We start from the raw sequence: 21,888 nt of genomic DNA on the forward strand, positions 1-21,888 counted from the left end.
GATAGTTTTTGATGTACGGCTGACTCTGCGGAATCATCTTTTCGAAGCTGGCATTGAGCGTCAGTCGAGTGGCGGCGAAATAGCTCAGCAATAGCGTGACGAGCAGGCAGGTCAGGACCACCAACAGGCGGTTGTTGAAAATCAGGCGTTCAAGGAAGTTGCCGGAGCGTGCATCGAAGCCCTTGAGCTCTCGGATCACCGGCATCGTATCGAGGTTGTAGTTATTACCCATGACGTGGCTCGTCTCTTTTTATTCTGTGAAGTGGGCTTATTGGTACGGCAACTGCCGCAACCCCTGTGCGCCCGCGACGACCACGGAGCCTGACCCGGTGGCTTGCGCTGCCGCAGCTGGGCCCAAGCGTTCTTGTGGCTTTTGCGTAACGGTCATGCCGTCGTCAGAACTGACCAGCACGTGGCCGGCCTGGCTGACCAGAATGATTCGACCGTCTGCAGTGACCGTGCTCGCGGTGATGCTCGAGGACAATCCGAGTTCCACTTTTTCCCAGTTCGATCCGTGATCGACACTGCGGTAAACATTCCCCCGCAGGCCATAAACGAGCACGGCACCCGGCGTGCCGGTGACCCCGAAGTAACTGCCGCTGTAGGGGGTGGGAACGCCGACGAATCGTTGGCTCGTCGGGTCCAGTTTCAGCACCAGGCCTTGCTCACCGACAATAAACAGGTCGTCGCCGATCGCACGCATCCCGTAGAAGTTCAGTGCGCCCGGGTTGTCGGTGCGGTCCATCAAGGGTTGCCAGGTCTGGCCGCCATCGTCGGTGCGGAAAATCAGGTTGAACGCGCCGACGATGTAACCGGTTTTCTCATTGGCGAACCACACGTCCAGGAAGGGTTTATCCGCCCCTTCATCGATCATGCGTTGAGCATCAGCCAATAACGCCTCATCCGTCACCGCTTGCTGGCGATAGTGTTCGAGCATGATATGCCCGACCTGACGGCCATCCAGCTGGCGTTTCCAGGTTTCACCCTTGTCGTCGCTGTGCAACACAACGCCGTCGTGCCCGACCGCCCAACCCTGCGTCGGGCTCGGAAACTGGACCGCCACCAGATCGGAGCTCACTGGCACTTGTGCCTGCTTCCAGCGGATGCCGTTGTCATCGGAATAGAAAATATGGCCACGCTGGCCGACGGCAACCAGACGTTTACCCGCACTGGCCAACCCGGTGAACATCCCGTTAACGGCTTTTTCACTCTGAATCGCCGGACTGGACAGCGGATCGACAAACTCCGCGGCGATCACCGCTCGGGTAAAGGGCACGGCCAATGCCACGCCTAGCGCAGCCAGCGTTATCCATCTAAATGCATTCATTAGGACTACTCGGCAAAAAAAGCCGCCGAACAGTGAAAGGCACACTGTCGGCGACCAAAAAAACACCTGCGTTTATGGCTTAGCGGATACCGGTGCCGGCCAGTGACTCAGGTGCCCACAGCGCCTTCGAAAGCGGGTCGATGTACTTGACGCCGCCATACGGGCCGTAGATGCCGGTGATGTTGTAGCTGCCCGAGACAAAGTCATAAATCATATGGTTGTCGGAGTTCGGCGCCTGCACGTCATAGCTGTAAGCCAGGTGGGCAAACGAGCCGCGGTACAACTTGCCGCTGGCGTCGTATTCATCGGAGGCCACGGCGATCCAGCTGTCTTCGTCGAGGTAGAAGGTGCGTTTGCTGTAGATGTGGCGTTTGCCCGGTTTCAGCGTGGCCTCGACCACCCACACGCGGTGCAACTCCCAGCGCGTCAGGTCCGGATTGACGAAGTGCGGTGTGGTGATGTCCGCCGCTTCCTTGTGGTAGTTCAGCTTGTAGGTGTTGTAAGGAATGATCATTTCCTTCTTGCCCACCAGCTTGAAGTCGTAACGGTCCATGGCACCGTTGAACACCCACGCATCGTCATAGGTCGAGGCGCCGGCCGAGCCCGGGTTCGGCGTGTCGTAGGCGATGTCCGGGGCCAGTTTCACACGACGTTGGCCCGGCAGGTATTGCCAGCCCCGACGCTCCATTTTCAGCGGATTGACCGCGTCCTGCACCAGGATGGCTTCGCCTGCGCGACGGGCCGGGGCCTGGTAATAGAGCTTGGTCTTGAAGAACAGGTCGGTCTCTTTCGCCGGCTCGGTACGCTTCGGATCGTAGAGCGGATATTCGAGGTAGGCATTGCCCGACGTCGCCAGAATCGCCGTACCGGAACCGTCGACGTTCCACGAGTCGTATTTGAAATTGGTGGCGTAACCCTGATAGCGCAACAGGTGGTTCCACATGGCCTCATAGCCATCTTTCGGGATCGGGAACGGTACGCCCGGCAGCGCATTTTCCAGCGCGACCCCGCCCTCGAGGGTTTTGGTGCCAACGGCGTTTTTCGCGGTGTTATCCAGCAGGCGCTGCGGTAATGCCACGCTGCGATGGGTCGGGAACACGTCGACCCGGAACGTTGGGTAACGCTTGAGCAACTCTTGCGTGGTCGCGGTCAGTTTGTCGGCGAATTGACCCACGTTTTTACCATCGACGACTGCACGCGGCTTGTCAGCCTCGTAAGGGTCCGGACGGAACGAGCTGCCGGCCTGGAAACTGGCCGGCGGTGTGGTGATACCACCGGTGTAAGCCGGGATGGTGTTGTCGGCGTTGCCGGCTTTTTCAGCGCCGACCGCGGTCAGGCTGGTGCCTAGTTTTGCCGCTTCATCGGGGGAAACGGCTGCGTGTGCCGCGCCTGCGATGGCCACGGTCAAGGCAGTAAATAAAAGCGTGTTGACGAACTTCATGGGGTGTCTCCTGTTGCTGGGCAACGGTTCGATCAGATAGTCGTTTTGAAGGTCAAAGTGACCATGCCGCGATCCTTGAGCTGGGACGGGGTTCCGCCGAAGGCGGTGGTTTGACCGGGTACGCAGTTGTACTGGCCATTGGCACCCGGTGCCGCACCGTCTCCCTGACGGCCAGCGTTGCCTGGCGAACTGCAGGTGTCGAATGGACCGAAGTTGTCCACGTATTTCAGGTCGAAGCGGTACTGGTTGTGCACGTCCATGCCGACACCCACCGAATAACTGCCGGCGTCTTCGTTACCGCCCAACTGGACGGCAGAGTTGCCATTGAGGCCGACGTTGTAAGTCATCGGCATGAACATATCGATGCCGGGGAATACCTGATACCAGGTCGGGGTAAAGTTGACGCCAACGATGTAGTTGTCCTTGGTGACCTTGTCGGTGCCGTGGTACCAGTCCTCGCCCTTGAACAGTTGTTTGTTCTCGGTCACGTCCAGCCAACGGCTGTAAGCGAGCTCGACCAGCAGCGAAGAACTGTCCCAGACCCGCGTGTCGCCAAAGGTGGTCAGACCGTTGAGCACCGCGTGCACGGTGTTGCCGCGGGCGACGCCGTTTTCGCCATTGAAACTGCCAATGAAGCCGGGGACGTTGGCGGCGGCCGCAGTCGGGCTGACACTGCCCGGCACACTGGCCAGGGGCATGTTCTCGCGGTAGTTCAAGTCGAAACCGACACTCACCCCGGCGATGCTTTTCGACAGGCTCAGACCATAGATATCGATGTCATCGACGTAGAACTGGTTGTAGCTGCCGACGTTGCCAGAGATCAGTTGCGCAGGGCCGACAGCCGTGGGCTGCAAGGCCAGGTTTGGCAGGATGTCGGAGGTTTTGCGGTAGTAGACACCCAGCGTGCCTTGCAGCCACTCCGGGCTCCACTTGGCCATCAGGCCAAAGTCACCATGGTTGTCCGGGGTGAAGGTGTGGCCGTTGTTAAGCCGCAAAAACTGATTGGTACCCAGCGGGCCAGGCGTACCAAAGCGAGGGTTTTGTGCAGCAATCAACGACAGATTATGCCCACCATTTTGAATGCCATCGTTGAACCCCAGGTAAGTGCCTGACTCCGGCAGGCGCGCCGCGTCCCAATCCAGGAAATACTGTGCGGCTACAGTCAGTTCCGGGTTAAGCGTGAAACTGGCCGATAACTGATTGCGCGGAATGAATAGCTCTTTGGCTTCTGTTCCCGGAACCGCTAGCGCCTTGGAAATGTCCAGGCCCGACTGGCCGTAACTGTTGCCATGGGCAAAGGCCAGCAGACTCTCGCCCCAGTAAAGGGTGTGCTTGCCTGCCTTGCCACTCAGCAACGATTCATCACCAATTTCCGTGCTGCCAAACACAAAGGCATCGAGAATTTCGGAAGACGGCCCGTTGTAGTAACGATCGGCGTAACCGCTCACGTGGCGTGAATCCGGTACGCCGCTGTTGAGCTGGTTGGTCGATGCATTGTCACTGCCGACATCGTCGTAGGCATGGTCGTACCAGGAATTCGCACTGACGCGAAAGCCAGCCTTCTGTTTGTAAACTACGTCCAGTTCGGACAGCACATCCATGCGCTGAGAAACCGGACTGCCAGAGGAGAAGTTGCGATCCCCGTCGTTGTTGTTCCACGAATGGGTCAGCTTGCTGTTGGGTGCCTCCACACGCTGGGCGTAGTTGAGCTTCACGGTGTTGTCGAAGCGCACCGCCAGGTCTTCGTTCCCGGTGTTGATCTCGACGGCCTGCACGGGCGCGATGCCCAGGCCGGTGAGAATGGCGGAAGTCAGCAACCCCTTGCGGAGGTTTGCATGGCAGATCTTATTATTTTTGTTCATCTAACGTGCCACCTGCTCTTTGGTTTACGAAAAACTTGGGTTGAATTGACCGCTCGCGAAGTACGCGATCAAGTGCGCTGCAAAAGCGTTACCGACACAGATCGACCCAGCGCGGTACTGTGTTGGAGCGCCGTGCGGGCACCTGTAATCTGCCGGCCCTTGGCCACGCCACGCAGTTGCCGGACCAGTTCGACCACTTGCGCCAGACCGGTGGCCCCCGGTGCGTGACCACGTCCCAGTAAGCCGCCCGAGGGGTTCACTGCATTCATCTGTCCTTTGAGGCGATGACCGAGTTGTACGAAACGGTCTATTTCTTCCTCTCGGCAAAAGCCCAGCGCGGCGCTGTAGACCATGAAGTCACCCACGCTCTGGTCGTGCAGTTCGACTACATCAATGTCTTCGGGGCCCAGTCCTGCCTGCTGATAAGCGTGTTGCGCCACGCGCCGGGTGGTCGCCCGCCCCAGCACATCCAGCACACAGCCGGACTCTTGTTCCGACATGCAATCGCTGCCCCTGGTACTTGCCAGAACGCTCACATCAGCCCGAACGCCAAAGCGCAGGGCAAAGGCTGGAGAGCAGAGCAAGACCGCCGCCGCACCGCAGGCCGGCGGAGACAGATAAGGCGGGAGCCAGCCGTCGCGATCCGGCACACGATTCAATACGGCGTACGGATTGAGTCCAGCTTGAGTTCGCGCCCGATCCAACACCTGGTCGAAACTGTTTTCGGCAACGCCCAACCGCGTCAGCAACCAACTGGTTTGAGCCGCAAACAGTGCGGCTGGATGCGATCGTCGCTCGAGTAAAACGATGGAATCCCTGGCTTGCCCGTCGTCCTTGAACAGATCACGAGCGGGATCCTTCAAGCCAAAAAATTCACGATTGGAAATCCGTGCGGGCATGCACTCGACACCCACTACCAACACACACTCGGCTTCACCGCAAAGAATGCTGTTGCGGGCCAGCTGAAAGGCGCTGCTGGCCGATGCACAGCCATCGCTGAGACTGAAAATTGGGATGCCCGAATAGCCGATGCGGGACAGCATCTCTGCTCCGGTACCTACGTCACCCTGTACGCACGAGGTAAAAACCTGATCGACCAAGTCATAATCGATTCGTGCATCGTCCAGCGTCGAACGCACGGCCTGGCCCGCCAACGCCGCGTGGCTGTCACAGCCACCCAGCGGCAAAAATGACGCCATACCCACGCCGGCGATCAGCACTCTTTCATTCATATGCCCTGCTCCCCGCCAGCTGATACGCACCACACTCTTGTTCCGTCCAGCCTATTGCGCAGCCGAACAGCCACCCCCCCAGCGTCGGGGGGGGGCTTCAAATTGATGGAGGAAGTCGAAGGACGATGCGAATGGATCTGCTGGGGTCTACAAACTGGAACGCCAGGGGGCAGCTCGCCGCTTGGAGATATTCCGTAATGATTTCTACTATTTCAATGACGACGGCATGCATGGCGTCCATGCGCTTCGGCAACTGGAAAGCGGCCTATTGCGAACAGCGCGAGCCCGGTGGATTCAAAGTTTGGAGCGAACCCTTCGTGTGCTTGAGGGTGCCGAAAAGTTTCAACCTGCGCATGGATTCGTGTGAACGTGCCGTCGTGGTATCCGATCAGTACTATGACTGGAGTACCAAGAACGTATACCTGACTGAAATTGCAGTGATGAAGTCGGCTAATTTCCTACAAACCTTCATCGACTATCCACCTAGCCAAAAACCGGCCAGCTTCAGCATCGATCAGATCCGAGCTGAGGTAGATGCAAAAATCGAGGAAAAAACCAAAGGGTGACCTCGTTGATAAACCAGCGTACCGCCCACGTATGAGTGGACAGTATTTTTGGGCGGTGTACATAGCCACCCACTATCTAGATAAATCTTTCCGAAGCCGCGCCTGGATCGATAGCAGTCTTTCGGAACAGGTAGATATCGACTCAACGCAGACGGTGACAGTCAGCATCGGCCAAAAATTGCCGGTCGATTCGTCTGAGGAAACCCAGACGATCTGTCTCTAGCAGCGCCTTGTTATAAGACGTCGAGTTGCTCACGAAATCAGGAGGCAAACCTCATCCGACATACAGTATGCCCAGGCACTGATCGGCCAAGAGCAGCCGATAAAACTGTCAGTGCGGCCACGCAGTGCTGGTGGCAGTTATAAGTGCCAAATGAATGCAGTTGCGCTACAACAGTACATAGAACTCTGGGGTCCTCACAGGAAGCGAGCGAATGTGAATGAAATACAAACTCTGCGTCGTCAGGTTGGTTCGGTTCGCATCCGCTTCGCTCATCGTAGTAGCCCCCGGTGCAGTCGCAGAGGATCTCGAACCCAGGTCCTACGCCAATACGCCGGTCGGTATCAATTTCCTGCTCTTGGGCTACAGCGATCTCCATGGCAACGTGACAGCCAACCCCTCAATCCCACTTCAGGATGCCAAGCTCAACATCAAGACTGTCGTGTTTGCCTTTGCCAGATCCCTGGATGTCTGGGGCCACTCCGGGAAGTTCGATATTGTCGTGCCTGAAGCAAAATTGTCGGGCTCAGCTCTACTCGCCGGTGAGCCCAAGGAACGTAATGTGACTGGGTTGATCGATCCAAGATTCCGGTTCTCGGTCAACTTGTATGGCGCCCCGGCGCTGTCCCTGGCTGAATTCCCCGGCTATCAACAGGATGTGATTATTGGCGCCAGCCTGGCGGTCACGGCGCCACTCGGCCAGTACGACGCGAGTAGGCTGATAAATCTCGGCAACAACCGCTGGTCATTCAAGCCCGAACTGGGCATTTCCAAGCGCCTGGGGTCAGTGACCCTGGAATTATCCGGCGCGGGAACCTTTTACACCGACAATAACGAGCTCCTCGGCGACCACACACTTTCCCAGAACCCGATTTACCAGGTACAGGGGCATCTTATCTATGCCTTCAGCAACGGTGTTTGGGCTTCGCTGGACACGACCTACTACGCGGGCGGCAGTACCTCGGTCGATGGGGTCGGTAACCACGATTTTCAGGAAAACACACGCTACGGATGCACCCTCACGCTACCGTTGAACCGCAACCATTCGCTAAAGCTGAATGCGAGTAATGGCGGGCATACCCGCACGGGCAGCGAATACGATGTCATTGGCATGGTCTGGCAGTATCGCTTCGGCGCAGGGCTTTGAAACACAGGATTGCCGCTACATCCAGTCACAAGATTGGTTTGCCATACTCTCCGGGAAACATGCAACTAATCCACCTTTGATAACTGAAATCTGGCCCGATACGCCCCCGGCGTAAATCCAACCCGCTCACGAAACAAGCGGGAAAACGAGCTGATGTCGCTATAACCAACATACTGAGCGATTCGCTCGGTGCTCAGGTCACCGGCCTCCAGTAACGCTCGTGCCGTATCGATGCGCAAGTTCTGCAAATAGGTCAGCGGCGACAGCTCAAGCACATTGTTGAAGCGGCGTATCAGTGTACGTTCGCTGACTGCCAATCTCGTCGCCAGGTCTTTCATGCGTATCTGCTCCGCCAAATGATCTTGTAGCCACTTCTGTGCCTGTTGAATCAACGGATCATTGTGGGTGTTGTCGGCGATAAGCGGTTGCAACGGTGTCTGTGTCGTTTGGGTCAAGTCGATCAGCATGCTGCGTGCGCACTGCATGGCTATCGCCTTTCCTGCAAATTGGGTGAGCACGTGGATCGATTGCAACAGAAAGGTGGCATGTGCGCCGCCGCACACCAGTCGCTCAGACTCGGTGACCAAGGGACGCATGTGCAGATCGACCTTCGGAAATCGCTCGCGGAAATGCCCCTCCAGCCACCAGGTAGTCGTTGCAGTCCGGTTATCGAGCAAACCTGTATCGGCGAGCACAAAGGTGCCCGTGCAATTCGCGCACAGCCATGCACCCTGCTCCCATTGCTTGATCAGCCAGTCGCGCACGGTTACCTGATTGGCCAGAAATTGCTGGAAATGCTGCCAGCCTCGGTAATGCAGGCTTGGGATAAAGACCAGATCGTAATTCTGGTTCTGCGGTAGTGGCCGCATGGCCAGTTCAAGTCCGTTGCTCGTACGGACAGGCTGCCCGCTTTGCGATATGAAATGCCATTCAAACAGCCCGGATGGTGGCATTCCTTGCCTGGCCATATGCGCATTGGCGACCTGCAACATATCTGCAAATCCTCCAATAACGGAAGCATAGGAATCGTCAAACCCGAGAATCGCGGCGGTAGGCATGGCAGCACCTTTTAAGTGGGTATGGCGATATTCGCATATTTACAGTCGTTTTTGCCTATTACGCCCTTTCCTGCGTCTCACTACAGTGCTCGCCACGCTGCTTTCCAGGCTAATGACGAGATTACTCATGACCCAGACGACGATTCCCCGCTACCAAGACACGCTGTACCACGACCTGAATACCCCGCTGGAAATCCTCGCCATTCGCCAGGAGGTTCGTCGCTTCGCGGATGAGCATGTCGCACCAGTGGCTTATGTAATTGGTCATACCGAGGAGTCTGTCGAAGCCTTCCCGCGCGACCTGTTTGCCAAGATGGCCAAGGCCGGTTTGTTCGGCATTCCCTTTGCTGCCGACGTCGGGGGGCGCGGGCTCAAGTACCCGACGGCCGCCACCGCCGTGATGATCGAAGAGCTGGCGTACCATTCGAATTCGGTGGCCGCCATCGTTGACGTGCATTGCATTCTCGCGGGCAATGCTCTGAATCATGGGTCAGACTCGATCAAGCAACGCTATCTCACCCCCCTGCTCAACGGCGACAAGATTGGGAGCTTTGCCACTACCGAACCGGATGCCAGTACCGACCTGAGCATCCAGGCCATGAACACCTACGCCATGTGTACCGAAAATGGTTACATCGTCAACGGTCGCAAGCGCTTCATTACCAACTCACCCGTCGCCGATTTTGTTGTGGTGCTCTGCGTCGATGGAGAGCGCATGACGGAGCTGGTGGTCGAACTGAGTTGGTCAGGTGTTCGTGTGGGTGAACCCGACAAGAAAATGGGCAACCACGGTCAACTGACGGCGGATATCTACTTCGACAACGTCGAGGTGCCGATGGAGAACGTTGTTGGCCTGCCGGGTCAAGGTCTCAAGATAGCGTTGCAAACGCTGACTTACGGACGCGTCGGGATTGCCGCGAGTGGGACCGGCATGGCTCAGGCACTGTTTGATCACAGTGTCGAGCGACTCAAGACCCGCCGGGCCTTCGGCAAAGCTATCGCGCAGTTCCAGCATTGGCAGTTCAAGCTGGCTGAGCGTGCGACGGAAATCGAGAATGCCCGCAACCTGTATCTCAAGGCGGCGTTACGCATGGACGAAGGGCACGCTTTCCCGGAACCCGAGGCCGCCATGGCCAAATGGTATGGCACTAACCTCGCGGGTGAATTTGCCCGTGATGCGGTACAGATCTTTGGCGGTTACGGCTTCATGCGTGAACTGGCGGCTGATGGTTCGCACTACCGAGTCGAGGAGATTTACCGCGATTGCAAAATCGCCGAGATCTATGAGGGTACCAATGAGATTCAAAAACTGGTCATCGCACGCGGCATCTTTGGTAAAGACATCACAGGCTGATGTCTGCCCATTCACGCCCACTGGAGACCTGCCCGATGAATATCCTCATTATTCATGCACACAACGAGTCGCTGTCGTTCAATACAGCCATGAAAAACCTGGCCGTCGAAGAACTGCAAGCGCAAGGACATTGCGTCGGCGTTTCCGACCTGTATGCCATGAACTGGAATCCGGTTGCCAGCGCAGCCGATTTTGGTAGCCGCGCCAATGCCGACTACCTGACCTATGCGCTGGAGCAACGTCATAATCATTCGCAACAGACCCTGGCAGCGGATATCCAAGAGGAACTGGACAAGTTACTCAAGGCTGATCTTGTGATCTTCAACTTCCCAATTTATTGGTTTTCGATGCCGGCGATTATGAAAGGCTGGATAGACCGGGTACTCATTTCCGGCGTTTGCTACGGCGGCAAGCGCTTTTACGACCAAGGAGGTCTGGCTGGCAAAAAGGCCATGCTTGCCATCACCATCGGCGGTCAACCTCACATGCTGGTCAAGGACGGCGTGCACGGTGAACTCAACGATATGCTTAAGCCGGTCCTGCGCGGCACGCTGGCTTATACCGGGATGGCTGTGTTGCCAACCTTTGTTGCCCATCACGTGCCGTACATCTCCCAAGAGGCCCGCGCAATCTTGTTGGAGCAGTATCGTCAGCACTTGAGATCGCTGGACACGCTACAGACTCTGACGTTCGTCTCGCTCAATCATTTTGACGAAAAACTGCATCCACTGTCCGCTACGAATATCTGACTCATGTTCGAACAGCGCATCGTTGATGTCTGCTTTGGGTTGGCTTCAACCATGTGTGGTAGGCAGAGATCGGCCAGAAGCAGCCGGTGGCTGGAGCAATGGCAAATGTGCACCTATGCATGGTTTGCTGGAAAAGCTGATCAAGCAAACTGTGCTGCTCCGACTATGGTGCGCAACATCTGTATTAGGTCATTAGAGCGAGTTACGTCAGTACCGTACCACTCAGTGATGACAAGAGCGCCGGGAAAGTGATTGACCGCGCTCGGAAAAATGTCATTGCGCCATTAATTCCCTGCAATAAACGCAGCGCAGGCGGCCAGCGAAATCCCCCCGGGAATCACTACACCCGATCGCATCGAAACCCGAATCGGCACGCTGGAGTTCAAGGACGGCGCACCGAGCGTAAAAACCACACAGGACGTCTACGACACCCTGGCTTTCACTCGCGGTATAGATGCGTTCATGAACAGTTTTTCAGGTGCATCGGCCTATGCGATTCGCGAGGGTTTTCACAGCATTGGGGTAGACGACAACACAGTGCTCATTTTCTCCGAGTTGATGGATTCCCAATCGCTGTTTCTTACTGCCAACGCTGACACCATCTATACGCTCTCTATCCTCGATCTGACAAAAGGGCCATTGGTGGTTGAGGTGCCGCCCAAATCGCTCGGCACACTCAATGACATGTGGTTCGGCTGGATCATCGACCTCTGTACGCCCGGGCCTGACCGGGGCGAAGGTGGCCGCCGGACTACGAGGGGCCTCTCCCGGACAGTGGCTTTTTTGTAGGTGGAGCGAAAACCAACCACGAGCTCTACGCCGTTCGCGCCTTCATGGAGAACAACGACCCGAAACCTTCTGTCGACCTCATAAAAGACAAACTGAAAATTTATCCCTATACCCCAGGCGGCTACGGCACCAGCATTGCCACGGCTCTCGCAGGTCAAGTCAGGCTGGAGCCCAATCCGCCCATACCGCCGACGAAATTCGTGGACGGCAGCGGTAAGTCTTTCAACACTATTCCCCCTAATGACTTCACCTATTTCGAGACGCTCGACAAGCTCGTGCAACTGGAACCCGCCACCTCGTTCAATCCGGAACTGCTGGGCCAACTGGCGGCCATTGGCATCGTGAAGGGCAAGCCATTTGCTCCGGACGAGCGGATGAAGAAAATCCTCACCGACGCGGCGGCCGTGGGCAATGCGGCCGGACGATCACTGAACTTTCGTGCTGCCGACTATCCCGGCTGGGCCTACTACCCGAACTCGATGTGGGCCAGCATGCTGTGGCAAGGTGGCTTCGATTTTGAGACACCGCCGCCAATGATCACCAAGGAAGGCTTGTTTAAGGCATTGCCACCGACCGGAGCACGGACCCTCGATTCGCGCGCGGCCTTTTATTACGGCTACACCATGGACTCACCGGGGATGATCATGCGGCTGCCCAACGTGGGCTCGCAGTACCTCATGGGGTTCTCTGATGCGCAAAAGCACCCCTTCGATGGCAGCAAGACCTACAAAGTGATCCTGCCGCCGAAGATTCCAGCGGCCAAATTCTGGTCGTTCACCGTCTACGACAACCAGACGCGGTCCATGCTCCAGACGCCGCAACGCTACCCGCGAGCGGGTAGCCAGACCTATTCTTCACCGGCCTCAGTCGAGAATGCGGATGGCTCCACAACCATCTACTTCGGCCCTACCAAGCCTGCGGACGCGAAAGCCGGAAACTGGATACAGACCACCCCTGACAAGGGCTGGTTCACGATCCTGCGCCTCTACAGCCCGCTTGAGTCATTCTTCACGAAAGCGTGGCGGCCGAGCGAGATCGAACTAGTTCAGTGAGTGAGCCGCAGGTCTTTACAGGCTCGGATCCGAGGGGTGCTGTTCACAAGCGCCCACTTCCGAACGGCTGCTATGGGTCTAGGCTGTGTGAAAACGCCAGTGATTGTCTAACCTTCTGATCGTCTAGATCGCATCGGGGGCGATCATGAAGCGATTTATTGAAGGTGAGGCTCGGACGCAAGTCACGTTGCTGCCGTAGTGTCTGGACGATTACGTAGCCGAAGAAAATCCAGTGCGCGTGGTCGATGTTTTCGTCGATGAACTCGACCTGGGCGCACTTGGTTTTGAGGGCGTCGATCCTGCCGCAACGGGTCGTCCGGCCTATCACCCAGCGGTGTTGCTGAAGATCTATATCTACGGCTATCTCAATCGGATTCAGTCCAGCCGCCGACTTGAACGTGAGGCCGAGCGCAACGTCGAGTTGATGTGGCTAACGGGCGTTTGGCTCCGGACTTCAAAACCATTGCCGACTTTCGCAAAGACAACGGCAAAGCCATTCGCAGCGTATGCCGCCAGTTCGTAGTGCTTTGTCGCAACCTCAATCTCTTCTCCCAATCGATCATCGCCATCGACGGCAGCAAATTCAAAAGCCGTCAATAATCGCGACCGCAACTTCACTCAGGGCAAGGTGAAGGCACGCATGCAGCAGATCGAGCAGAGCATTGATCGCTATCTGGCGGCGATGGATTCGGCGGATCGGGCAACGCCCGAAGTGGCCGAGGCCAAGGCCGAGCGGCTGAAAGAAAAAATCGAAACAGTGGAAAAGCAGATGCAGAAACTCAAGGAAATCGAGGCACAGCTCCACGAAAGTCCAGACCAGCAGATTTCCCTCACTTGATATAAGTAAATGGTTGATTATTAAAGCTTGGGTTTTTTATTTTTAATTATCAACGGCCACAGGCGTCCCGGCTCTACTCATTGGACGTCTTTCCTGTCTTTGACACCTGACGTATGGCAGAGCGTTTTTCTGGTGTCATTCGGTTGCGGCGGCAACAACCAATGCCGTTCGTAGTCGATCCGAGAAAAACCCGAGCCCCCTCACTTTTCTCGCGGTCCAGGGTCAACGGGAGCCCGGTAGCTGCCACACGTAACCCTATAATTGCCGGTAGAAATCTCTCCCGGTAAGCCGTATTTTTGAGCATCACCAAGCTTGAGTGGTAGAACTTGATTTTCATTTGCGTCGTCAGAATCTGTTGTTGCTCGATGATCCTGCCGTTGGTTGCTGAGTGCCATGCGCCCAAGGGTGCATTAGCCCGCTGTGCGCAAAGGTTCGCCAATGCATCACTGGTATCCAAGTCACGCTGGAAATAGTTTCTGCTCTTCGATTTTGGCTTATCGGCGACACTCAGCAGCTAGAGTCATCGGGAAAGAATGAAACCATATTGCTGGTGGACGATGAAGCGGCTATCCGACAAATGGCGTCGGAGCTTTTGTCCGAAATTGGCTATCGCGTATCGAAGCGGTGGATAGCGTTTCTGCAATTAAACAGGCAGAGAAGCTGGAACACCTGGATTTGCTCCTGACCGATGTAGGCTTACCAGGATTGATGAACGGGATCAGTCTGGCTGCGGAACTCAAGAAGCAATGTCCGCTGCTCAAGGTGCTTTTCATCACTGGGTTTGCTGGCGGTTCGCGACTGGTCTCGGTCGATAGGACAACCCGATTACTGACCAAACCCTTCAGTCTGAATGAGCTCACTTCGCGAGTGCATCATTCTGAAGCCCGTCCTTTAATCGAACCTCTCCCGCAACAGGGCCTTGGCTCCGGACTCTGCGCTCACCGGCCCTCTCCTTCGCTTGAATTGATCTGTTTCATGCATTAATACATGCCAACAATGCACTTATCATATCGATCGTCCTGATCCACCATTCGCACCAATAAGAACCGTGCGCCGCCAGGCTGCGCACGTCATAAAAGCGGTGGAGTTCAGGTCAATGACAACATCAAACCCTTCCGGGCGTTCACGCGCCGGTGCGATTTTCCGGGTTACCTCGGGCAACTTCCTCGAACAGTTCGATTTCTTCCTTTTCGGCTTTTACGCTACGCAAATTGCGGCTGTGTTCTTTCCGGCCAGCAGTGAATTTGCCTCCCTGATGATGACCTTCGCGGTGTTTGGCGCGGGTTTCCTGATGCGTCCGTTGGGCGCGGTGGTACTCGGTGCTTACATCGACGATGTGGGTCGGCGCAAAGGGTTGATCGTGACGTTGTCGATTATGGCCAGCGGCACGATTCTCATTGTGTTGGTGCCTGGTTACGAAACCATCGGGTTATTTGCACCAGCCCTCGTGCTGATCGGTCGCTTGCTGCAAGGCTTCTCGGCCGGTGCGGAAATGGGGGGCGTCTCGGTGTACCTCTCGGAGATCGCCACTCCAGGCAACAAAGGCTTCTTCACCAGTTGGCAGTCGGCCAGCCAGCAAGTGGCAATTATCGTCGCGGCGGCGTTGGGCTACGGGTTGAATCAGTGGATGGCGCCCGCAATGATTGCCGATTGGGGCTGGCGGATTCCGTTTTTCGTCGGTTGCATGATCGTGCCGTTCATTTTTTTCCTGCGCCGTAACCTCGAAGAAACCAAGGAATTCGAAGCACGCAAACATCGGCCGAGTATGGGCGATGTGTTCCGCACCCTCGCGCAGAACTGGGTAATCGTGTTCGCCGGGATGATGATGGTCGCCCTCACCACCACGGCTTTTTACCTGATCACCGTGTACGCACCAACCTTCGGCAAAACCGTGCTGCACCTGAGTACGTCCGATGCGCTATTGGTGACCTTGCTGGTGGGTGTTTCGAACTTCTTCTGGTTACCCATTGGCGGCGCGTTATCTGACCGCATCGGTCGGCGTCCAGTGCTAATCGCCATGGCGCTGTTAACCCTCGCCACTGCGTATCCAGCTCTGACTTATCTGGTCAACGCGCCAAGCTTCATCAACATGCTGTTGGTCCTGCTGTGGTTGTCGTTCATTTACGGTTTGTACAACGGCGCAATGATTGCGGCGCTCACGGAAATCATGCCGGTCGAAGTTCGGGTTGCCGGTTTCTCCCTGGCTTACAGCTTGGCTACGGCGGTGTTTGGCGGCTTCACCCCGGCGATGTCGACCTTCCTGATTCAGTACACCGGCGACAAGGCTGCACCCGGTTACTGGATGAGTTTCGCCGCACTCTGTGCCTTGTGCGCGACCTTGTATCTCTACCGCCGCTCCACCGGCCGCCTGCAACCGGCGATGTCTTGAACCTGCCCTTTGTGAGAACACGACCATGAACAAGCTATTTAATTTCGCCGCCCTCGCCCTGGTGGCCAGCCTCGGCCTCAGCACCGGCGCCCAGGCAGAAGAGATCCGCGTGATGACCTCCGGCGGTTTCACCGCTGCCTACAAAGTTCTCGGCCCTAAATTTGCCGCGTCCACCGGCAACACACTCGACACCGCCCTTGGCCCGTCGATGGGCAAAGCGCCGGAAGCTATTCCCAACCGTCTTTCTCGCGGAGAAAAAGCTGACGTAGTGATCATGGTCGGCTACGCCCTCGATGACCTGATCAAGCAAGGCAAAGTTGATCCCGCTTCACGGGTGGAACTGGCCGATTCGCGGATCGGCCTGGTGGTGCGCGAAGGCGCTCCGAAACCGGATATCAGCTCCGTCGAGGGGCTGAAAAAAACGTTGCTGGACGCTAAATCCGTGGCCTATTCCGACAGCGCCAGTGGCGTGTACATCGAGGATCAGTTGTTCAAGCGCCTGGGCATTGAAGGCCAACTCAAACCCAAATCGAAGATGATCCCGAAAATCCCCGTGGGTTCGGTGGTTGCCACCGGCGACTACCAACTGGGCTTCCAGCAGGTCAGCGAATTGCTCCCCGTGCCGGGCGTCAGTTTTGTGGCAAAGATTCCAGAGTCGGTGCAATCGGTAACGCGTTTCGCTGCCGGCATTCCCGTGGGCGCGCAACACCCGGCTGAAGCCAAGGCGTTGCTGGAGTACCTGGCCTCCTCGGCCGCTCAACCGGATGTGAAGGCCACCGGGCTGGATTCAGTCAGTCGCTGACCTGGACTTTCATTTCCACCACCAGCCGTTCCAGTTCCAACGCAGCCGGGGTCAACGTGCGACCCCGGCGCTTGATCAGGCCGACACTGCGCATCACCTGCGGGTCTGTCAGCGGCACCCGCGTCAGAATCGGGTGATCCGCTGCCGGCATCGCCATCAGCGGCACCGCCGCAACCCCCAACCCCGCTTCCACCAAGCCGATCATCGTCGTCACATGCCGGGTTTCACAGATGCTCTGCCGTTTCGGCACGATTGCGGTCAGCGCCTGATCCAGCAAAAAGCGATTGCCCGAGGTCTTGTCCAGCGAGATGTAATCCTGCTGATAGAACTCATCCCACGTCACGCTGCTTCGACCCGCCAATGGATGATCGCGCCGACAGGCCACAACATAACCTTCCTGCACCAAGGGCTCGAACTCGACTTCAGTCTCCAGCGTACCCATGAAGCTCAGACCGAAATCGGCTTCGCCGTTGACGACGGCGCTGAGTACGTCGTGGGCGCTGGAGTCGAGCACTTTCACTTTGATCTTCGGGAACTGCCGGTGGTAATGGGCGATCACGCGCGGCATGAAGTAATACGCTGCCGAGGGCACGCAGGCCACCGTGACATGGCCGAGCCGGGTCGAGGCGACTTCGCTGATTCCCAGCAGCGCCACGTCCAGATCGTCCAGCAAGCGCTCGACGCTGGGCATGAAACCGCGCCCGGCCTGAGTCAAGCTGACCTTACGTGTGGTGCGGTCGAACAATCGTACTCCGAGGGCGTCTTCAAGCTTTTCGATGCGCCGGCTCAGCGCAGGCTGGGATATACGCACGGCGTCGGCGGCTTTGCGAAAACTGCCCTGCTCGACCACGGCGCGAAAAGCTTGCAGGTCGTTGAGGTCGAAGTTGATGGCCATGATGCGCACTCGGGATCAGACAGATTGATCAGCTTATCCTATGAATGTATAAAATTAATGCACAATGTAACTACATCTACGGCTATCTCAACCGGCGCAGCGAACTTCACCTACAGGACCTCGAAGGACCCCATAGATCTCGGATACCACCTGCATCGTTGCCTCTTTGATCGTTCCTTCATTACGGCATAAAACCCAGCCGTGATCTGCAATCGCTTGCTCGAACGCCTCGGTACACGCGACATGTTCTTCCAGCTTATGGATCACCGTACTGCTCAGCCCACGCCGTCGTGCCGCCGCCCTTGCCCATGAAATTTCAGGGTGGGTGACCACCCCGACATGCAGGTCTGGCACTTGCACGTTTCGGTCAATGTTCAACTGCAGAATCTCTGCAAACGGGACTATCCGGCGAAACGCGGCATCAGACGGGTACCAGCGATCGATCAGGATAATGCTGTCTGGTGGCTGCTTGGCCAGCACATGCCGGGAAATCCAGGTACGGCTATCAGCCAGGCGCTCACAAACCTCCCACTCCAACTCCCGGCCGGGATTTCTGACGAGTTTGTTAACGAGGGTCATTGTTTCACCCCGCCAGGGATCGCTTTTTTGTTCGGAAAGTCGGATCACCTTTTTGTTGTCTGCCCTCAGAGCTTTCGTAACGGCTTCCAACAGTGTGGTTTTTCCGGCTCCCTTGGGGCCATCCAGAGAAACAAACAGCGGACGATTCATTCTTCAAATATCGATTGATGTACGGTTTTTTTGCCCGGATCGTGCGCTAAAACCGCTTGCCGCGACTACACGAATCGAGTGGAGGGCCCTTATGAACAGGCGTTGATGAACACTCTAACTGAGTTTTGAGTATCCGCAGACAAACGTATCGAGATGAAATGATCCATGCGCCTGAGCGAACTATTCTTTATCCGTGGACACTCTGAAAAGGAGACGCCAGCATGACCACTTTGAAACTTCACCCTGCACTGGACAATGGTATTCAACCCGCCGCCGCGAATTTCACCGGTGGCACCCTGCAATGCCTGTGTGCGACCGACAAGGTCGAGGTGAGAATTGACGCACAAACGCTGCATAATCATGCGTGCGGCTGCAGCAAATGCTGGAAACCGCAAGGCGCGACATTCGCCGTCATCGCCGTGGTACCACGGGACAAGGTCAGCGTCACGGCTCACGGCGAAAAACTGACCATTGTCGACGACACCGCGACCATTCAGCGCCACGCCTGCAAGCAGTGTCATGCCCATCTCTTCGGGCGCATCGAGAACGAGGACCACGCGTTTTATGGCCTGGACTTCGTTCACACCGAGCTCTCTGCGCAACGCGGATGGGCTGCCCCGGGCTTCGCCGCGTTCGTGTCCTCCATCATCGAAACCGGCACACCGCCAGGGCAAATGAAAGCGATCCGTGAGCGCCTGCGTTCGATTGGCCTGGAACCCTATGACTGCCTCTCGCCGGACTTGATGGACGCCATGGCGACACATGTCGCGAGACAGAAAGGCCTGCTCCCCGCCACCTGATTGATCGGCCGTCGCGGTTTTTGCAGACCGCGACCCCCTTTTGCCAGTATTGCCCCACCCTTTCTCGGTCGAGTCGTGTCCTTGAACCTGACCGAGCAATTTGAACCTAGACTCCTGAGCATCGTGACACGTCGCAATGGTGCGCTGAGCAATCCTGCGCAGTGCTTCACCGATTGCCTGTTGCAGGTGATTCGGCACCATGCCCGTTCGGCGAAGAAGGAAGATCGGCAGCTGTTTGAGACGCTGCGGTTGTTGGTTTGAGGTGATGACGCGGATTTATTCAGCCCCGAGTGCAGATTCGAAAAAAGAACATCGCCCATACGATGCGTCTGGGTGGAACTTCCTTCGCTTGGGGTTATAGTCCCCTACGGAAAATGATCTGAGTGACGTCAACATGAAAACGCTCACGGCCCTTTTCACCTGCCTGCTCGCCGGCGTCAGCGCGGCGACATTCTCCTGCGCCAATGCCGCATCACCTCCGCGAACCTATAAAACCAGCTTCGACTGCACCGACGTCAGAGCCCCGGTAGAAAAACTCATCTGCCGCGATCCGCAACTGGCGCAGATGGACATTGAACTGACGCGTCTCTATCGCCTCGCGCTCACGGACGAACGCTCCGTACCGCCTCCCGACAAGGTCATCATCGACCAGCAGTTCTGGATCGATGCCCGCAATCAGTGTGGCTCCGGGCCTGAGGCCAAGGCCTGCACGATCCGAAGTTATGCCCAGCGTGCCTACCAACTGCGTCAAGGCTCGGCCATTGTGCGAACCAAGGATCCAGACCGGCTGACCGAAGGCCCTCTAACGTTTCGTTGTGCCGGGTTTAACGGGCCGATTGCCGCGACTTTCTTTAATACGCAGCCCGGTGTCGTGTACCTGAAATGGGCGAACAGCTCGGTCACCCTCAGCCAGGTTCAAAGTTATTCAGGCACCCAATACACCGGCAAGGATTACCAGGGGAGCTACAGCTTCCGTCAAAACGAAAACGGCGTGTTTTTCCAGAAACCTGGCTCTGGAGAGATGAGCTGTACGGCCGAGCCGGTCAGTTGAGGGCTCGGCCCCCCTCGCCGCCGGGGGGGTAATCGCTCCCCGATGTCCTCACGATGGTCCTCTGCGTTTTCACCCTGCTGCTTTTGGCAATCCAGAGGAGCATCACCATGTTGTATGAGCGCATCGATACCGCCGTGATCAACGACGACCTGCCTTGGGTTCCCTTAACGCCCTATGACGACAATGTCGTCAAATACATTAAGTGCGACCCCGTTCGCGGCGAGACCATCACCCTGCTCAAAGTCCCGGCCGGCACCACGCTGCTCAAGCACCATCACTCGGGCACGGTGATCGACGAAATCATCACGCTGAACATCACCATGGGCGACCTGGTGTACTTCGACGAGAACAACAACGTCTGCGCCATTGAAAACCGGAAAACCGGCGTTGAGCGCTACCGTGCCTTCTGTGAAGCCAACGGTATCGAAGCCAAGGACATCACCCGTTTCTCGCTCTGAGCCTGCCCTTGCGATCCTCTCGCCGTGACGGGATCGCAACACATTGCATACCGAGTACAAGAGGCTGCGTAAAGATGATCGTCTTATATCACTGCATGAGTGCGCGTTCGTTTCGACCGCTGTGGATGCTCGAAGAATTGCAGGTCGAGTATGAGCTGCGAATGCTGCCTTTCCCGCCGCGCGTGCATGCTCGGGAGTTTTTGGCGATCAACCCTCTGGGGACGGTCCCGGCGATGTTTGACGATCAACTGCTCATGACCGAATCATCCGCCATGTGTGAGTACCTCGCCGTGCGGCACGGCGATGGCAGGCTGAAGGTCTCTGCCGAAGAACCCGACTTCGGGCTGTACCTGAACTGGCTGCACTTTGGTGAATCAACGCTCACGTTTCCCCAGACGCTGATCCTGCGCTACGACCGTTTTGAAACTCCACCGCGCCGTATTCCGCAGGTAGCGCAAGACTACACGCGCTGGTTCCTTGGCAGGCTCAGGGCGATAGACATAGCCCTCGCCAGGCGCACCTACCTCTATCAGGAGCGATTTACGGCGGCAGACATTTCAGTGGGCTATGCCCTGATGCTGGGCGAGTTCATCGGTCTGGGTGAGCAGTTTCCGGAACGGGTTCAACAGTACTGGCACCGATTGCAGCAGCGAGCCGGTTACGAGAAAGCGTTGGCTGCGCAGTACCGCGCGGCGAAGGATCAGGGCGTGCCTGAAACCCATTCACCACTGGTAGGCGCAGATTGAGCGCGATGGCCGCTGCCGCGCGATGACCAAAAAAAGCTCCACCACCACTACTCGCAAGCAGGTATCTGGAATGAAAACAATAATAAAGATCTCCCGGATTTTATTGCTGGCCGCAATGCCCCTGCTCGTTGACATCATGAGTGTTTTCTTGAGAGCTCCGGGGCCGCTCGTTACCTCTGAATGTCAACTCAATCGCTATTCCTGTTTCAAGCCTGAAGTGAACCTTGCCTCATTGCATTGACTGCATGACCTCGAACGGCAAGTCCTCTGGCACGCCTGTGGCAGGGGCATCTCCCCGCCAGCGCCCGTTAGCTTCAGGGTGCGCCTATCTGATGTGTCGACAATACTGTTGATGCATCCCGCATAAATCATTATATTCCGCC

At 56.8% G+C, this 21,888-nt stretch carries 20 protein-coding genes and 3 pseudogenes; 15 read left to right on the forward strand and 8 right to left on the reverse strand.

Annotation, left to right across the window (positions count from 1 at the left end; all coding sequences use genetic code 11):
- The 5 genes from EAH78_RS17440 to EAH78_RS17460 all read right to left on the reverse strand — a co-directional run.
- On the reverse strand, nt 1-232 hold a 232-nt coding region (locus EAH78_RS17440), incomplete at its 3' end, for a hypothetical protein (RefSeq protein WP_140668604.1).
- Nucleotides 233-268: 36 nt separating this feature from the next.
- Nucleotides 269-1,327 carry a WD40/YVTN/BNR-like repeat-containing protein gene (locus EAH78_RS17445; protein WP_140668605.1) on the reverse strand — a complete coding sequence of 353 codons (1,059 nt, stop codon included), beginning with the start codon at nt 1,325-1,327 and terminating at the stop codon, nt 269-271.
- A 79-nt stretch (nt 1,328-1,406) separates the two neighbouring features.
- The gene (locus EAH78_RS17450) at nt 1,407-2,768 is read right to left on the reverse strand and encodes a DUF1329 domain-containing protein (protein ID WP_140668606.1); all 1,362 of its coding nucleotides are present in this window, start codon (nt 2,766-2,768) and stop codon (nt 1,407-1,409) included.
- Between the two features lie 32 nt (nt 2,769-2,800).
- Entirely contained in the window at nt 2,801-4,630 is a 1,830-nt protein-coding gene (locus tag EAH78_RS17455; RefSeq protein ID WP_140668607.1) for a DUF1302 domain-containing protein, read from the reverse strand.
- Nucleotides 4,631-4,698: 68 nt separating this feature from the next.
- Nucleotides 4,699-5,862, reverse strand: a complete 1,164-nt coding sequence (locus tag EAH78_RS17460) for a thiolase C-terminal domain-containing protein (protein WP_140668608.1) — start codon at nt 5,860-5,862, stop codon at nt 4,699-4,701.
- Nucleotides 5,863-6,055: 193 nt separating this feature from the next.
- On the opposite strand from EAH78_RS17460, the pseudogene EAH78_RS17465 reads away from it, so the two are divergent.
- Both EAH78_RS17465 and EAH78_RS17470 read left to right on the forward strand, forming a co-directional pair.
- Nucleotides 6,056-6,428 (forward strand): annotated as a pseudogene (locus tag EAH78_RS17465) (arylsulfatase); the annotation flags it as partial.
- Nucleotides 6,429-6,868: 440 nt separating this feature from the next.
- On the forward strand, nt 6,869-7,795 hold the full coding sequence (locus EAH78_RS17470) for a transporter (RefSeq protein WP_170219134.1): 927 nt from the start codon (nt 6,869-6,871) through the stop codon (nt 7,793-7,795).
- A gap of 65 nt (nt 7,796-7,860) precedes the next feature.
- Here EAH78_RS17470 and EAH78_RS17475 read toward each other — a convergent pair whose 3' ends face one another.
- Entirely contained in the window at nt 7,861-8,853 is a 993-nt protein-coding gene (locus EAH78_RS17475) for a GlxA family transcriptional regulator (RefSeq protein ID WP_140668609.1), read from the reverse strand.
- Nucleotides 8,854-8,980: 127 nt separating this feature from the next.
- On the opposite strand from EAH78_RS17475, the gene EAH78_RS17480 reads away from it, so the two are divergent.
- From EAH78_RS17480 to EAH78_RS17510, 8 genes and pseudogenes are all read left to right on the forward strand, one after another.
- Entirely contained in the window at nt 8,981-10,207 is a 1,227-nt protein-coding gene (locus EAH78_RS17480; protein WP_140668610.1) for an acyl-CoA dehydrogenase family protein, read from the forward strand.
- Between the two features lie 35 nt (nt 10,208-10,242).
- A complete protein-coding gene (locus EAH78_RS17485; RefSeq protein WP_140668611.1) occupies nt 10,243-10,956 on the forward strand; it encodes an NAD(P)H-dependent oxidoreductase in 714 nt (237 codons plus the stop codon).
- Between the two features lie 462 nt (nt 10,957-11,418).
- Nucleotides 11,419-11,745 carry a DUF1254 domain-containing protein gene (locus EAH78_RS32740; RefSeq protein WP_240051891.1) on the forward strand — a complete coding sequence of 109 codons (327 nt, stop codon included), beginning with the start codon at nt 11,419-11,421 and terminating at the stop codon, nt 11,743-11,745.
- 44 nt (nt 11,746-11,789) lie between these two features.
- On the forward strand, nt 11,790-12,797 hold the full coding sequence (locus EAH78_RS17490; protein WP_240051892.1) for a DUF1214 domain-containing protein: 1,008 nt from the start codon (nt 11,790-11,792) through the stop codon (nt 12,795-12,797).
- A 202-nt stretch (nt 12,798-12,999) separates the two neighbouring features.
- A pseudogene (locus EAH78_RS33385) lies at nt 13,000-13,632 on the forward strand (transposase); the annotation flags it as partial.
- A 627-nt stretch (nt 13,633-14,259) separates the two neighbouring features.
- The gene (locus EAH78_RS17500; protein ID WP_161599688.1) at nt 14,260-14,619 is read left to right on the forward strand and encodes a response regulator; all 360 of its coding nucleotides are present in this window, start codon (nt 14,260-14,262) and stop codon (nt 14,617-14,619) included.
- Between the two features lie 112 nt (nt 14,620-14,731).
- Complete coding sequence (locus tag EAH78_RS17505) at nt 14,732-16,024, forward strand: MFS transporter (RefSeq protein WP_140668612.1); 1,293 nt, start codon at nt 14,732-14,734, stop codon at nt 16,022-16,024.
- Between the two features lie 25 nt (nt 16,025-16,049).
- Nucleotides 16,050-16,826: a substrate-binding domain-containing protein gene (locus EAH78_RS17510; protein WP_140668613.1), complete on the forward strand. Its 777-nt coding sequence runs from the start codon at nt 16,050-16,052 to the stop codon at nt 16,824-16,826.
- On the opposite strand, the gene EAH78_RS17515 is transcribed toward EAH78_RS17510, so the two are convergent.
- Nucleotides 16,816-17,721, reverse strand: a complete 906-nt coding sequence (locus EAH78_RS17515) for a LysR family transcriptional regulator (RefSeq protein WP_140668614.1) — start codon at nt 17,719-17,721, stop codon at nt 16,816-16,818. The two genes, EAH78_RS17510 and EAH78_RS17515, sit on opposite strands and share 11 nt — an antisense overlap.
- Nucleotides 17,722-17,808: 87 nt before the next feature.
- On the reverse strand, nt 17,809-18,450 hold the full coding sequence (locus EAH78_RS17520) for a dTMP kinase (RefSeq protein ID WP_140668615.1): 642 nt from the start codon (nt 18,448-18,450) through the stop codon (nt 17,809-17,811).
- Nucleotides 18,451-18,671: 221 nt separating this feature from the next.
- Here EAH78_RS17520 and gfa point away from each other — a divergent pair, with 221 nt between their 5' ends.
- The 5 genes and pseudogenes from gfa to EAH78_RS17545 all read left to right on the forward strand — a co-directional run bounded on the left by gfa (nt 18,672) and on the right by EAH78_RS17545 (nt 21,505).
- Nucleotides 18,672-19,250 (forward strand): S-(hydroxymethyl)glutathione synthase, encoded by a 579-nt coding sequence (gene gfa / locus EAH78_RS17525; protein ID WP_140668616.1) that lies wholly within the window; start codon nt 18,672-18,674, stop codon nt 19,248-19,250.
- A 48-nt stretch (nt 19,251-19,298) separates the two neighbouring features.
- Nucleotides 19,299-19,511 (forward strand): annotated as a pseudogene (locus EAH78_RS17530) (LysR family transcriptional regulator); the annotation flags it as partial.
- Between the two features lie 133 nt (nt 19,512-19,644).
- Nucleotides 19,645-20,301: an MliC family protein gene (locus EAH78_RS17535; protein WP_140668617.1), complete on the forward strand. Its 657-nt coding sequence runs from the start codon at nt 19,645-19,647 to the stop codon at nt 20,299-20,301.
- A gap of 107 nt (nt 20,302-20,408) precedes the next feature.
- Nucleotides 20,409-20,759, forward strand: a complete 351-nt coding sequence (locus EAH78_RS17540; protein WP_140668618.1) for a cupin — start codon at nt 20,409-20,411, stop codon at nt 20,757-20,759.
- A gap of 74 nt (nt 20,760-20,833) precedes the next feature.
- The gene (locus EAH78_RS17545) at nt 20,834-21,505 is read left to right on the forward strand and encodes a glutathione S-transferase family protein (protein WP_140668619.1); all 672 of its coding nucleotides are present in this window, start codon (nt 20,834-20,836) and stop codon (nt 21,503-21,505) included.
- Nucleotides 21,506-21,888 lie beyond the last annotated feature (383 nt).

This window comes from Pseudomonas arsenicoxydans (assembly GCF_006438915.1).
GTDB classification, from domain to species: domain Bacteria; phylum Pseudomonadota; class Gammaproteobacteria; order Pseudomonadales; family Pseudomonadaceae; genus Aquipseudomonas; species Aquipseudomonas arsenicoxydans_A.

Excerpts from the sequence above, each read along its gene's own strand:
- EAH78_RS17460 (WP_140668608.1), bottom strand. The coding sequence starts at position 5,862 with ATGAATGAAAGAGTGCTGATCGCCGGCGTGGGTATGGCGTCATTTTTG.
- EAH78_RS17485 (WP_140668611.1), top strand. The coding sequence starts at position 10,243 with ATGAATATCCTCATTATTCATGCACACAACGAGTCGCTGTCGTTCAAT.
- EAH78_RS17490 (WP_240051892.1), top strand. The coding sequence starts at position 11,790 with ATGGAGAACAACGACCCGAAACCTTCTGTCGACCTCATAAAAGACAAA.
- EAH78_RS17480 (WP_140668610.1), top strand. The coding sequence starts at position 8,981 with ATGACCCAGACGACGATTCCCCGCTACCAAGACACGCTGTACCACGAC.
- EAH78_RS17475 (WP_140668609.1), bottom strand. The coding sequence starts at position 8,853 with ATGCCTACCGCCGCGATTCTCGGGTTTGACGATTCCTATGCTTCCGTT.
- EAH78_RS17450 (WP_140668606.1), bottom strand. The coding sequence starts at position 2,768 with ATGAAGTTCGTCAACACGCTTTTATTTACTGCCTTGACCGTGGCCATC.
- EAH78_RS17515 (WP_140668614.1), bottom strand. The coding sequence starts at position 17,721 with ATGGCCATCAACTTCGACCTCAACGACCTGCAAGCTTTTCGCGCCGTG.
- EAH78_RS17445 (WP_140668605.1), bottom strand. The coding sequence starts at position 1,327 with ATGAATGCATTTAGATGGATAACGCTGGCTGCGCTAGGCGTGGCATTG.
- EAH78_RS17505 (WP_140668612.1), top strand. The coding sequence starts at position 14,732 with ATGACAACATCAAACCCTTCCGGGCGTTCACGCGCCGGTGCGATTTTC.
- EAH78_RS17455 (WP_140668607.1), bottom strand. The coding sequence starts at position 4,630 with ATGAACAAAAATAATAAGATCTGCCATGCAAACCTCCGCAAGGGGTTG.
- EAH78_RS17540 (WP_140668618.1), top strand. The coding sequence starts at position 20,409 with ATGTTGTATGAGCGCATCGATACCGCCGTGATCAACGACGACCTGCCT.
- EAH78_RS17535 (WP_140668617.1), top strand. The coding sequence starts at position 19,645 with ATGAAAACGCTCACGGCCCTTTTCACCTGCCTGCTCGCCGGCGTCAGC.
- EAH78_RS17510 (WP_140668613.1), top strand. The coding sequence starts at position 16,050 with ATGAACAAGCTATTTAATTTCGCCGCCCTCGCCCTGGTGGCCAGCCTC.
- gfa (WP_140668616.1), top strand. The coding sequence starts at position 18,672 with ATGACCACTTTGAAACTTCACCCTGCACTGGACAATGGTATTCAACCC.
- EAH78_RS17470 (WP_170219134.1), top strand. The coding sequence starts at position 6,869 with ATGAAATACAAACTCTGCGTCGTCAGGTTGGTTCGGTTCGCATCCGCT.
- EAH78_RS17545 (WP_140668619.1), top strand. The coding sequence starts at position 20,834 with ATGATCGTCTTATATCACTGCATGAGTGCGCGTTCGTTTCGACCGCTG.
- EAH78_RS32740 (WP_240051891.1), top strand. The coding sequence starts at position 11,419 with ATGAACAGTTTTTCAGGTGCATCGGCCTATGCGATTCGCGAGGGTTTT.
- EAH78_RS17520 (WP_140668615.1), bottom strand. The coding sequence starts at position 18,450 with ATGAATCGTCCGCTGTTTGTTTCTCTGGATGGCCCCAAGGGAGCCGGA.